The 11,954-nt window shown below is 73.8% G+C and carries 9 protein-coding genes and 1 pseudogene; 7 read left to right on the top strand and 3 right to left on the bottom strand.

From position 1 onward, the window contains the following. From sucB to ACLU3S_RS32220, 5 genes are all read left to right on the top strand, one after another. A partial coding sequence (sucB, locus tag ACLU3S_RS32240) for a 2-oxoglutarate dehydrogenase, E2 component, dihydrolipoamide succinyltransferase (RefSeq protein WP_413955517.1) occupies nucleotides 1-949 on the top strand: 949 nt, incomplete at its 5' end. Nucleotides 950-1,212: 263 nt separating this feature from the next. Further along, nucleotides 1,213-1,836 carry a GntR family transcriptional regulator gene (locus tag ACLU3S_RS32235; RefSeq protein ID WP_413955516.1) on the top strand — a complete coding sequence of 208 codons (624 nt, stop codon included), beginning with the start codon at nucleotides 1,213-1,215 and terminating at the stop codon, nucleotides 1,834-1,836. 305 nt (nucleotides 1,837-2,141) lie between these two features. After that, nucleotides 2,142-4,844 (top strand): pyruvate dehydrogenase (acetyl-transferring), homodimeric type, encoded by a 2,703-nt coding sequence (gene aceE / locus ACLU3S_RS32230; RefSeq protein WP_413955515.1) that lies wholly within the window; start codon nucleotides 2,142-2,144, stop codon nucleotides 4,842-4,844. A 110-nt stretch (nucleotides 4,845-4,954) separates the two neighbouring features. Next, nucleotides 4,955-5,938, top strand: coding sequence for a helix-turn-helix transcriptional regulator (locus tag ACLU3S_RS32225; RefSeq protein WP_413955514.1), 984 nt, complete (start codon nucleotides 4,955-4,957; stop codon nucleotides 5,936-5,938). Between the two features lie 56 nt (nucleotides 5,939-5,994). Next, the gene (locus tag ACLU3S_RS32220) at nucleotides 5,995-6,513 is read left to right on the top strand and encodes a DUF4240 domain-containing protein (protein WP_413955518.1); all 519 of its coding nucleotides are present in this window, start codon (nucleotides 5,995-5,997) and stop codon (nucleotides 6,511-6,513) included. Between the two features lie 168 nt (nucleotides 6,514-6,681). Here the strand turns inward: ACLU3S_RS32220 and ACLU3S_RS32215 are convergent, their stop codons facing one another. Next, on the bottom strand, nucleotides 6,682-7,608 hold the full coding sequence (locus tag ACLU3S_RS32215; RefSeq protein ID WP_413955513.1) for a peptidoglycan recognition protein: 927 nt from the start codon (nucleotides 7,606-7,608) through the stop codon (nucleotides 6,682-6,684). Nucleotides 7,609-7,804: 196 nt separating this feature from the next. Between ACLU3S_RS32215 and ACLU3S_RS32210 the strand changes: the two genes are divergently transcribed. Beyond that, the gene (locus tag ACLU3S_RS32210; protein WP_413955512.1) at nucleotides 7,805-8,989 is read left to right on the top strand and encodes a MarP family serine protease; all 1,185 of its coding nucleotides are present in this window, start codon (nucleotides 7,805-7,807) and stop codon (nucleotides 8,987-8,989) included. A gap of 9 nt (nucleotides 8,990-8,998) precedes the next feature. On the opposite strand, the gene ACLU3S_RS32205 is transcribed toward ACLU3S_RS32210, so the two are convergent. After that, nucleotides 8,999-9,487, bottom strand: coding sequence for an N-acetyltransferase family protein (locus tag ACLU3S_RS32205; RefSeq protein ID WP_413955511.1), 489 nt, complete (start codon nucleotides 9,485-9,487; stop codon nucleotides 8,999-9,001). A gap of 242 nt (nucleotides 9,488-9,729) precedes the next feature. Between ACLU3S_RS32205 and ACLU3S_RS32200 the strand changes: the two genes are divergently transcribed. Further along, nucleotides 9,730-11,094 carry an NAD(P)/FAD-dependent oxidoreductase gene (locus ACLU3S_RS32200; protein WP_413955510.1) on the top strand — a complete coding sequence of 455 codons (1,365 nt, stop codon included), beginning with the start codon at nucleotides 9,730-9,732 and terminating at the stop codon, nucleotides 11,092-11,094. A gap of 6 nt (nucleotides 11,095-11,100) precedes the next feature. Here ACLU3S_RS32200 and ACLU3S_RS32195 read toward each other — a convergent pair. After that, nucleotides 11,101-11,954 (bottom strand): annotated as a pseudogene (locus tag ACLU3S_RS32195) (regulator); the annotation flags it as partial.

Genomic DNA, 11,954 nt, shown 5'->3' with positions numbered 1-11,954 from the left:
CGCCGCCCAGGCCACGGACGAGGGCGCGTACGTGACCCCGCTGGTGCGCAAGCTCGCCGCCGAGAACGGCGTCGACCTGGCCACCGTCAAGGGCACGGGCGTCGGCGGCCGCATCCGCAAGCAGGACGTCCTCGCCGCCGCCGAGGCCGCGAAGGCCGCCGCCGCTGCTCCGGCTCCGGCCGCCGCCGCGCCCGCCGCGAAGAAGGCCCCCACCCTGGAGGTCTCCCCGCTGCGCGGCCAGACCGTCAAGATGCCGCGCATCCGCAAGGTCATCGGCGACAACATGGTCAAGGCGCTGCACGAGCAGGCCCAGCTGTCGTCGGTCGTCGAGGTCGACGTCACCCGCCTGATGCGCCTGCGCGCCCAGGCCAAGGACTCGTTCGCCGCGCGCGAGGGCGTCAAGCTCTCCCCGATGCCGTTCTTCGTGAAGGCGGCGGCCCAGGCGCTGAAGGCCCACCCGGTCATCAACGCCAAGATCAACGAGGCCGAGGGCACGATCACCTACTTCGACACCGAGAACATCGGTATCGCGGTGGACTCCGAGAAGGGCCTGATGACCCCGGTCATCAAGCACGCCGGCGACCTCAACATCGCGGGCATCGCCAAGGCCACGGCGGAGCTGGCCGGCAAGGTCCGCGCCAACAAGATCACCCCGGACGAGCTGTCCGGCGCGACCTTCACCATCTCCAACACCGGTTCGCGCGGCGCGCTGTTCGACACGATCATCGTGCCGCCGGGCCAGGTCGCGATCCTCGGCATCGGCGCCACGGTCAAGCGCCCGGCCGTCATCGAGACCGAGGAGGGCACGGTCATCGGCGTCCGCGACATGACCTATCTGACCCTCTCCTACGACCACCGCCTGGTCGACGGCGCCGACGCGGCCCGTTACCTGACGGCGGTCAAGGCGATCCTGGAGGCGGGCGAGTTCGAGGTCGAGCTCGGCCTCTGATCCGCCTGCTCAGGCCGTACGACGGAGCCCCCGCCCGGAGCCTTCTCCGGGCGGGGGCTCTCCGCTGTGCGAGCGGCCCTGCCTCCGTACGAGCGGCCCTGCTTCGGTGTCGGGGACGGCAGGGCGCCGGCCGTCCGGCGTGGGCGGCCGGCGAGGAACACCATGTGCCCCTCGTCTCACCTGCACCAGAGCACACGCATCGGCCCTACCCGAGGGGCGGACCGGCCTTATTGTCTAAACGTCAGCCCCCGGGAGGAGCCCTCATGACCGCGCCCGTCGTCCACTCGCTGCGCGAGCAGATCCGCGAGCACATCGTGGAGGGAATCGTCAGCGGGCGCTGGCAGCCGGGAGAGCGGATCGTGGAGCGCCGGATCGCCACCGAGCTGGAGGTCAGCCAGACGCCGGTCAGGGAGGCCCTGCGGGAGCTGGAGTCCCTGCGGCTGATCGAGTCGGCCCCGAACAAGGGCGTCCGGGTGCGGAACCTGACCGCGGCCGACCTGGAGGAGAGCTACCCGGTCCGGGCCGGCCTGGAGGCCATCGCGGCCGAGCTGGCTGCGGACCGGCTCGCCGAGGACTGCTCGGCCCTGGAGCCGCACGTGCTGGCGCTGTATGAGGCCGACCGCAAGGGCGACGGCACGGCCCAGGTGCGCCACACGGTCGGCTTCCACCGGGAACTGGTCCGCGCGGCGGACAACTCGGTGCTGCTGCACACCTGGGAGGGTCTGGGCATCGAGGTGTTCACGGCGCTGTCGATCCGCTGGCTGGGCACGGTGCAGCAGTCGTACGCGGAGGAGCACGAGGAGCTGGTGGCCGCCTTCAAGCGGCGCGACCCGCGCATCCCGGAGATCGTGAAGGCCCACGTGCTGGGCTGCGCCCCGCGCGCCTGACGCCGCTCGGATCAGGAGAGCGCTGCCTCGCTCATACGCCGCTCACCTGCGAAAACAAGGCCATTTGGGCGTCACCCGGTGCCATCGCCCAAGGCACCGCGTGCCGACTTTCTCGGAATCGAGACTTTTTGCCCCTGTACCCTTTGATCGATCATCGATCAGGGAGTTACAGTCGCCGACGGACACGACGACGGGGTCGCAAACCGGCCCCGCACCGAGTTCCGCTGCCCTGTCCTGCCAAAGACCTAGGGCACCCCGAACCCTTGCCTGTGAGGGAACCCCCTTCGACTGAGGAAGGCGGCGACATGACCGACCCCAACGCCATCCAGCCGAGCGCGCTCGACCAGCTCCCGGACCGTGACCCGGAGGAGACCGCCGAGTGGCAGGCCTCCCTCGACGCCGTCGCCAGGGAGGCCGGGCCCCACCGGGCCGCGTATCTGATGCGTCGCACGCTGGAGCGCGCCGAGGCGGGCGGCATCGCGCTGCCGAAGCTCCTCGAGACGGACTACGTCAACACCATCCCGACCGCCGCCGAGCCCGCGATGCCCGGCGACCCGGAGATGGAGGCCCGGATCACCGCGTGGAACCGCTGGAACGCGGCCGCGATGGTGACCCGCGGCGCCAAGCACGGCGTCGGCGGCCACATCGCCACCTTCGCCTCCGCCGCCTGGCTGTACGAGACCGGCTTCAACCACTTCTTCCGCGGCAAGGAGGGCGACGGCTCCGGCGACCAGCTGTACATCCAGGGCCACGCCTCCCCCGGCATCTACGCCCGCGCGTTCCTCGACGGCCGCCTGACCGAGGCGCACCTGGACAACTTCCGCCAGGAGGCCGGCGGCAACGGCCTGCCGTCGTACCCGCACCCGCGCCGCCTGCCGTGGCTGTGGGAGTTCCCGACCGTCTCCATGGGCCTCGGCCCGCTGTCGGCGATCTACCAGGCCCGCTTCAACCGCTATCTGACGGCGCGCGGCATCAAGGACGTCTCGGACTCCCACGTATGGGCGTTCCTCGGCGACGGCGAGATGGACGAGCCGGAGTCGACGGCGGCCCTCGCGCTCGCCGCCCGTGAGGAGCTCGACAACCTCACCTTCGTCATCAACTGCAACCTGCAGCGCCTGGACGGCCCGGTCCGCGCCAACTTCAAGATCGTGCAGGAGCTGGAGGCCCAGTTCCGCGGCGCCGGCTGGAACGTGATCAAGACGCTGTGGGGCTCCGCCTGGGACGAGCTGTTCGCCCTCGACACCACCGGCGCGCTCGTCCGCCGGCTGCGCGAGGTACCGGACGCCCAGGTCCAGACGTACCAGACGCGCGACGCCGCCTACATCCGCGAGGACTTCTTCGGCAAGGACCCGGCGCTGGCCGAGATGGCCCGGCTGCTGAGCGACGACAAGATCCTCGAGTGCTTCCACCTCTCGCGCGGTGGTCACGAGGCGAGCAAGGTCTACGCCGCGTACCGGGCCGCCGTCGCGCACAAGGGCGCGCCGACCGTGATCCTGGCCCAGACGGTCAAGGGCCACACCCTCGGCCAGGGCTTCGCGTCGAAGAACGCCAACCACCAGATGAAGAAGCTGACGGTGGACGAGTTCAAGGCGATGCGCGACCGCCTGGACCTGCCGATCAAGGACAGCGACTTCGTCGACGGCGTGGTGCCCTACGGCCACCCGGGCGCCGACTCCCCCGAGGTGCGCTACCTCCAGGAGCGCCGCGCCGCCCTCGGCGGCCCGGCCCCGGCCCGCCGCACGCACGCCCTGGCGCCGCTGCCGGCCCCCGCCGAGAAGGCGTTCGCCGCCTTCGACAAGGGCTCCGGCTCGCAGAACGTGGCCACCACCATGGCGTTCGTCCGCCTGGTCAAGGACCTGGTCCGCGACAAGGAGACGGGCAGGCGCTGGGTGCCGATCGTCCCGGACGAGGCGCGCACCTTCGGCATGGAGTCGCTGTTCCCGTCGCTCGGCATCTACTCCCCCAAGGGGCAGACGTACGAGCCGGTCGACCGCGACCAGCTGATGTACTACAAGGAGGCCAAGAACGGCCAGATCCTCAACGAGGGGATCACCGAGGCCGGTTCGATGGCCGAGTTCATCGCCGCGTCCACCGCGTACGCGACGCACGGCGAGGCGATGATCCCGTTCTACATCTTCTACTCGATGTTCGGCTGGCAGCGCACCGCCGACCAGATGTGGCAGCTCGGCGACCAGCTCGGCCGCGGCTTCCTCGTCGGCGCGACCGCGGGCCGTACGACGCTGACGGGCGAGGGCCTGCAGCACGCCGACGGCCACTCCCCGGTCATCGCGGCGACCAACCCGGCCGCGCTGACGTACGACCCCGCGTTCGCCTACGAGATCGCCGTGATCGTCCGCGAGGGTCTGCGCCGGATGTACGGCGAGGCCAGGCCGGGCGAGGACCAGAACGTCTTCTACTACCTGACCGTCTACAACGAGCCGCTGCCGCAGCCCGCGAAGCCGCAGGGCCTCGGCATCGACGAGGGCATCGTCAAGGGCCTGTACCGCTTCAACACGGCGGAGTCGGCCGGGCTGTCCGTGCCGGCCAACGCGCCGCGCATCCAGCTGCTGGGCTCCGGCACGGCGATCCACTGGGCGCTGCAGGCGCAGAAGCTGCTCGCCGAGGAGTGGGGCGTGGCCGCGGACGTGTGGTCGGCGACCTCCTGGGGCGAGCTGCGCCGGGACGCGATGGAGGCCGACGAGGCCCTGCTGCGCGGCGAGGAGCGCGTGCCCTACGTCCGCCAGGCGCTGCAGGGCGCCGAGGGCCCGGTGCTGGCCGTCTCGGACTACATGCGCCAGGTCCCGGACCAGATCGCGCAGTGGGTCGAGCAGGACTGGTCCTCGCTGGGCGCCGACGGCTTCGGCCTGTCGGACACCCGTGAAGCCGCGCGCCGCCACTTCGGCGTCGACGCCCCGTCGATCGCCGTCGCGGCCCTGGCCCAGCTCGCCCGGCGCGGCGAGGTGAAGGCGACGGCGGTGAAGGAAGCCCGCGAGAAGTACGGGCTGTAGGCACCACCATCCGGTGAAGGGGTACGGCTGCCGCCGTACCCCTTCGTCGTTCTCGCTCGTCGTCTCCGTTCGTCGTCCTCGCTGTCAGTGGGCCCCGGCATCATGAAGGCATGCGTGCGGCCCGGCTCATCAAGATGGTGCTCCTCCTGCAGTCCCGGCCCGTCATGACCGCCGCCGAGCTCGCGCGGGAGCTGGAGGTGTCGGAGCGGACCGTGACCCGGGACGCGCAGGCACTGTCGGAGGCCGGGGTGCCGGTGTACGCGGACCGGGGCCGGGCCGGCGGGTACCGGCTGGTCGGCGGCTACCGGACGCGGCTGACGGGGCTGGCGCGCAGCGAGGCGGAGGCGCTGTTCCTGAGCGGGGTGCCGGGGGCGCTGCGGGAGATGGGGCTGGCGGACGCCGCCTCCGCCGCCCGGCTCAAGGTCGCCGCCGCGCTGCTGCCCGCCCTGCGCGACGCGCCGGACAGCGCCGCGCAGCGGTTCCATCTGGACGCGCCCGCCTGGTTCCGCGAGCCGGAGCCCCCGGCGCTGCTGCCGGCGATCGCCGAGGCGGTGTGGGGCGACCGGCGCGTCACCGCGCGCTACCGCCGCCGGGACGGTGAGGTGGAGCGGACGCTGGAGCCCTACGGGCTCGTACTGAAGGCCGGCGTCTGGTACCTGTGCGCGCGCGTGGCCGGCGGCTCCTTCCGCACCTACCGGATCGACCGGTTCACCGACGTCGCCGCCCTGGAGGAGCGCTTCGGCCGGGACCCGGACTTCGACCTGCCCGGCCACTGGGCCGAGCACGCCGAGCGGTTCGCCCGGTCGATCCTGCGCGCCGAGGTCGTCGTGCGGCTGTCCCCCGACGGCGTGCGCGGGCTGCCGTACGCCCTCGATCCGCTCGCCGTGCGGGAGGCGGTGGCCGGCGCGGGGGAACCGGACGCGGACGGGTGGGTGACGGTGACCGTGCCGGTGGAGTCGGAGGAGGTCGCGCACGCACAGCTGGCGGCGCTCGGGCCCGAGGCCGAGGTGCTGGCCCCGGCGGGGCTGCGGGCGCGATTCGCCCGGGACGCGGCCCGGCTGGCGGCGCTGTACCGGCGCGCGGAGGCTCGATAACGATCCGTCGCACTCCGCGTGCGCCCCACCGGCCGAGGCCCGATGCTGGTGCCGTGATGGACGAGACGGAGTTCTGGGACCTGGTCGACGCCACCCGCGAGGCCGCCGAGGGCGACTGCGAGGATCAGGCCGAACTGCTCGTGGACCGGCTGCTCCAGCTGGATCCCGAGCTGGTCCTGGACTTCGCCCGGCACTTCGAGGCCCGCTACAACCGTGCCTACCGCTGGGACCTGTGGGGCGCCGCCTGGGTGCTGCTGGACGGGGCCAGCGACGACGCGTTCGACTTCTTCCGGTGCTGGCTGATCGGCCAGGGCCGGGAGGTGTTCGAGGGCGCCCTCGGCGATCCGGACTCCCTCGCCGAGTTGCTGGACGACTTCGACGAGGAGATCGACGGCGACGGCGAGGAGCTGGGGTACGCGGCGGACGAGGCGTACGAGCAGCTCACCGGCACCGTCGCGCCGGATCTGGGGATCGCGCCGGCGCCCGCGGAACCGGAGGGCGCGCCGATCGACTTCGAGAACGAGGCGGTCCTCGCGCAGCTCTACCCCAAGCTCTGGGACCGCTTCAGGGACTGATGCCCCACGGGGCTTCCCCTCCGGGACGTGGGGCGCCGCACGGGCCCCGTCGAGCGCATCTGCCGTGTCGGCGGCCGGACCCACCACGGCCGCGACGACGACACAAACCACGGTCCGGACGGCGCGGTCCCCCGCGGGCCTCGGTGCGCCGCCGTGCGCGACCGCGCGTCACTTCCCCGCCGCCGGTCGGCTGCCGTGCGGCACGGCCGTGGGGCTCGGGGTGCGCTGCGGGTGGCGTCCCGCCTGCGGGGTCGCCGTGGGCAGCCTGCCCTGCAGCCGGGCGGCCGTCTCCCTGATCTCCGCGAGGCGGGCGGTGAGGGCGGCGCCGGGGCAACTGGTCCTGTAGCCGTCGTTGTGGCCGGCCACGGCGGGCAGGGTGGCGGCGGTGCCCGCCGGATAACGGCTGTGGCCGTTGCTGGAGACCAGCTGGACGCGGCTGCGCGGGTCGATGCCGGAGAGCCCCAGCTTCCAGGCGGCCAGGGCGGCGATCGCGTCGGTCATGGCGCGGGGCACGGGCACGCCCGCGGTGAACGTGCCGAGCGCGGCGATGCCGGCGGTGCGGTGGTTGAAGCCCTGGGCGTGGGCGCCGGTGACCGGCAGGTCGACGCCCCCGGCGCGGCCCTCGTAGATGGTGCCGCAGCGGTCGACGACGAAGTTGTAGCCGAGGTCGTCCCAGCGCTTGCCGCCGGTCTGGCCTTCGTACAGATGGCGGATGATGGCGGGCGCGTCGGAGCACTTGTAGCCGTTGGGCGAGTCGGTGTGGTGGATGAAGACGGCCACCACCCTGTCGTCGTAGCGCGGCGGCGGCTGGGTGCGCCCGGCGGCGGGCCCGAGCCAGACGGTGCGGGGCACGATGGGCGGCCGGACGGCGCGGTGGGCGGCCGGACCGACCGTGTCGCGCCGGTCCAGGCCCAGTGCGGCGGGCCGGTCCACGGGGACCGTGACGGGCCGTTCCACGTGCGCGTACAGCCCCAGGACCACGAGGGCCATCACACCGGGCAGCGAGCCCAGCAGCACCAGCAGCGGGCCGGGCAGCCGGGGTATCCGGACGGCCCGCGGCCGACGTGCCGACGGCGGTCTTCGGACGACAGACATGGTCCCACTCTCGGACCGAATCACGCGGCCCGCGATGTGCACTGTGCCACCTGGTGGAACCATCGTCCTGGTCCGGGACGTTTCTGCGGGTACACGCGCAGGTGGCCGGTTCGCTGCCCGGCGGCCGCCCACCGCGCGTGACTGATCAACGGGCCCGTCCCGTCCGTACTGGGGAGTCCTACAGAAAGGCGGCTCCGTGGACCTGCTCGACCTGGTGCTTGTGCTGGTGATCTCCGTCTACGCGGCGTCCGGTTACCGGCGCGGGCTGGTGGCCGGCTGCGTCTCCCTGGCCGGGTTCGTCGGCGGCGCGGTCGTCGGCGTGTGGGCGCTTCCGTGGGTCACCGGGCTGGTGGCGCGCGGGACGGCCACGGCGACCGTGCTCGCGGTGCTGACGGTGCTGGTGCCCGCCGCGGTGGGGCACGAGCTGGCGGGCCGGCTCGCGCTGCGGCTGCGCGGGGAGCTGGACCGCGGCCCACTGCGGGTGGTGGACGGGGTCGGCGGCGCGGCGGCCAACTCGGTCGCGGTGCTGATCGTGGCGTGGGTGGCGGCGAGCGTGCTGAGCGCGGCCCCGTCGCCGGCGCTGACCACGGCGATCCGGAACTCGGCGCTGCTGGGCACGGTGCAGGACGCGATGCCGGACACCACGCCCGCGTGGTTCTCCCGCGCCACCTCCGCGTTGACCGAGGCGGGTTTCCCGCAGGTCTTCAACCCGTTCGAGAACGAGTCGACGGCCCGGGTGCCCCGGCCCACCGGCGACAGCGTCACGCCCGCCGCGACGATCGCGGCCAGGACGAGCACGGTCAAGATCGAGGGCGCCTCGGGCAACGAGGGCCGGGAGGGCAGCGGCTTCGTCTACGCGGCGGAGCACGTGATGACCAACGCGCACGTGGTGGCGGGCATCGGCCACCCGAGCGTGCGGGTGGGCGGGGTCGGGCGGCCGTACCCGGCCCGGGTGGTGCTCTTCGACGCCGACCGGGACGTGGCGGTGCTGTACGTGCCGGGGCTGCACGCGCCGGTGCTGCGCTTCGGCAGCGGTGCCGCGCGCGGGGACGCGGCGGTGGTCGCGGGCTATCCCGAGGACGGGGGCCTGAACCTCCAGGCGGCGACGGTGGGCAGCCGGGTGCGGGCGACCGGGCAGAACATCTACAGCGACGGCGCGGTCACCCGGGAGATCTACTCGATCCGCTCGACGGTGCGGCCGGGCAACTCCGGCGGTCCGCTGCTGACCACGGACGGCCGGGTCTTCGGGGTGGTCTTCGCCCGCTCCACCTCGGACGCCGAGACGGGGTACGTGCTGACGGCCGCCGAGGTGTCGGGCGACGCGCGGCGCGCGGCCGCCGCGACGTCGCCGGTGGACACGGGCCGGCTGGTCAGTTCGTAGGCGGGGACGTCACACGGCGCGGCCCATGCACACGTCGTCGACGTAGGCGCCGTCGAGGAGGAACTCCCCCGGCAGGACGCCCTCGACGGCGAACCCCTCGGACTCGTAGAGCTTGCGGGCCGGGGTGTTGTGCCCGAGCACGCGGAGGGTGAGGCGCCGCGCGCCGCGGGCGCGCGCCTCCGCGACGGCGGCCCGGATCAGCGCGCGCCCGATCCCCCGCCCGCGCGCCTCCTGCGCGACGGCGAAGCCCTGGATGGCCAGCACGTGCGCGTGCGAGGCGAGCGGGATCGGCTGCATGATCCGGACGTAGCCCGCGATGCGCCCGTCCAGCTCGGCCACCAGGAACTCACCCGGCGGGTGACGCTCACCGAAGAACGGCGGATACGGCGGCTCCGGCCGCGGCGACACGGCGTGCAGGGTGGACCAGGCGGCCCGGTCGAGAAGCGCGAGTTCCTCCTCGTCGGCGGACCGGGCAGGGCGTATGTACGGCTCGGACATGCCGATCACCTTAAGGCGAGGGGCGGACGCGCCCCTACCGGGTTTCCACGGGGGGCGGGCGGGGCCCTGTGCGGCCGGGGGAACGAATGTGACCGTATGCGACCTCTATGCGACCGTGCCCTGTTGATGCGCGACTGCTTCTGACCGATCACGACATCGATACTCGACCCGAACTCGGGTATCCCTGGAGCCTGTTGGGGGCATGACGTCTCCACCGGCCGCGCAACCACAGGAGGGGCCTCGTGCTTGAGCCCGCGTACCAGGTGGACGTCGTCATCGTGGGAGCCGGAATCGCCGGACTCTCGGCGGCTCATCGGCTGACCAGCGCAGGAATCACGACCGCAGTCCTGGAGGCCGCCCCGTACGTGGGCGGCCGCATGTCGACGGAGAAGGTCGACGGCTTCCGGCTCGACCGCATCGGACAACTGCTGTCCACGTCCTACCCCGAACTGAGGCTGGCCCCGGGGCTGGACTCCCTGGTGCTGCGCCGCTTCGCCCCCGGCGTGCTGCTGCACCGCGACGGACGCACGCACCGCGCGGGCGCCCCGGCGCCCGGAGGGAGCGCAAGGGGCGCACTCCATGTGGTGCGCGCCCTCGCGAGCGCCCCCAGGGGCACGGCGGTCACGCCCGGCCGGACCGGTGCGGCGCCGGTGGGCGGCGCGGTCGACCAGGCCCGGCTGGGCGCGGCACTGGGCCGGATCGCCGCGACACCCGTGGCGCGCCTGCTGGCCCGTCCGGAGCTGCCCGCCGCCCAGGCACTCGCGGCCCGCGGGGTGCCCGCGCGCACCGTCGAGGGCTTCCTGCGTCCGCTGCTCGCCGCGCTGCTGTGCGACCCGGAGCTGACCACGTCCAGCCGGTGCGCCGACCTGGCGCTGCACGCCTTCGCGGGCGGCCGGCTGTGCGTGCCGGAGGGCGGCGCGGAGGCGCTGCCGGAACTGCTGGCCCGGGCGCTGCCGCCCGGCACCGTGCACACGGGCGTGCACGTCACCTCCGTGTCCACGACCTCGGTGGCCACCGCCGAGCACGGGACGGTCCGCTGCCGTGCCGTGCTGCTGGCGACCGACGCGCACGCCGCGGCGGAGCTGCTGCCGGGCCTGCGGGTGCCGGACTTCCACCCGGTGACGGTGGTGCACCACACCACCGACGACCCCGCGCCGGCCTTCGCCACGGGCAGCTCGCTGCTGCTGGACGCGGACCGCGGCGGCCCGGTCGCGCACACGGCGGTGCTCAGCACGGTGGACCCGAGCCGGGCGCCGGCCGGCCGGCTGCTGATCTCCTCCACGGTGCTGGGCAGGCCCCCCGAGGGCGTGGACACGGCGGTCCGCATCCATCTCGCCCGCCTCTACGGCACCTCCACCCGCCGCTGGGAGACGCTGGCCGTGCACCACACTCCCGAGGCCGTGCCCGCGATGCGCCCGCCGCACGACCTGCGCCGGCCGGTACGGCTGCTGGCGGGCCTGTACGTGTGCGGCGACCACCGGGACACCAGCACCGTCCAGGGCGCCCTGCACTCGGCCCACCGGGCGGCCGCGGCGATCCTGGCCGACCTGGGGGCGGGCTCGACGCACAGCGCCGAGCCTGCGCCGACCCTGCCGCGGGCGGCGTAGCCCGGCTCAGCCGAGAGCCGCGACCTTCTCCCGGTACCCCCGCACCGGGGCGGCGTCCTTGTACGGTTCGAGGCGCCGTTCGAAGTCCCTGACGTACTCGACGGCGCGGGCGGACCGCATCTCGGCCGCCTGCCCGGCGGCCTCCGCCGCCAGCGCGCAGGCCTGGTCGAGTTCGCCGAGGCCGAGCCGGGCGGTGGCGAGCACCACCCGGCAGAACAGGCGGCTGCGGGCGTAGGCCGGGGCGCGCAGCTGCAGGGAGCGCTCGGCGTGCTGGGCGGCCGCCCGGAACTGCTGCAGATCCCGGTGGCAGTGGCCCAGCTCGTCGTTGAGCTGGGCCTCGTCGAAGAACCTGGCCCAGTGCGGCACCTCGTCCCCGGGCCGGGCCGCCTCGAGGGCGCGCTCGGCCCGTACGAGCGCGGCGGTGCACGCCCGCACCTCCCCCAGCACGCCGTGCGCGCGGGCCTCGGCGGCATGCAGCATGGCCTGCACCGCCGGCGGGGCGCCGGTGCCCACGCCCTGCTGCGCGACCCGGGCCAGCTGCACCGCCTCCCTGCCGTGCCCGAGGTAGACGGCCTGGCGGCTCATGGTCACCAGGACGTAGGAGCCGTAGGGGCGGTCGCCCGCCGCCTGGGCGAGCCGCAGGGCCTGCACGAAGTACCGCTGGGCGAGTCCGTGCGCGGCGATGTCGTACGAGGTCCAGCCCGCGAGCCGGGTCAGGTCGGCGGCCGCGGCGAACAGGCGGCGGCCGGTCTGCTCGTCGTAGCCGCCGCGGAGCATCGGCTCGCACTCGTGCTCCAGGTAGCGCACCAGGGCCTGCCGGGCGTGGCCGCCGCCGAACCGGTCGTCGAGCGTGCGGAACA

It is taken from the genome of Streptomyces sp. AF1A (assembly GCF_047340315.1).
GTDB lineage: Bacteria > Actinomycetota > Actinomycetes > Streptomycetales > Streptomycetaceae > Streptomyces.
Note: the sequence above shows the minus strand (reverse complement) of the source record. Positions and strands in the feature narration are given on the sequence as shown.

What these genes read in the sequence shown, in the direction of transcription:
- aceE (WP_413955515.1), top strand. Translation starts at nt 2,142, where the DNA reads ATGACCGACCCCAACGCCATCCAGCCGAGCGCGCTCGACCAGCTCCCG.
- ACLU3S_RS32235 (WP_413955516.1), top strand. Translation starts at nt 1,213, where the DNA reads ATGACCGCGCCCGTCGTCCACTCGCTGCGCGAGCAGATCCGCGAGCAC.
- ACLU3S_RS32225 (WP_413955514.1), top strand. Translation starts at nt 4,955, where the DNA reads ATGCGTGCGGCCCGGCTCATCAAGATGGTGCTCCTCCTGCAGTCCCGG.
- ACLU3S_RS32220 (WP_413955518.1), top strand. Translation starts at nt 5,995, where the DNA reads ATGGACGAGACGGAGTTCTGGGACCTGGTCGACGCCACCCGCGAGGCC.
- ACLU3S_RS32205 (WP_413955511.1), bottom strand. Translation starts at nt 9,487, where the DNA reads ATGTCCGAGCCGTACATACGCCCTGCCCGGTCCGCCGACGAGGAGGAA.
- ACLU3S_RS32215 (WP_413955513.1), bottom strand. Translation starts at nt 7,608, where the DNA reads ATGTCTGTCGTCCGAAGACCGCCGTCGGCACGTCGGCCGCGGGCCGTC.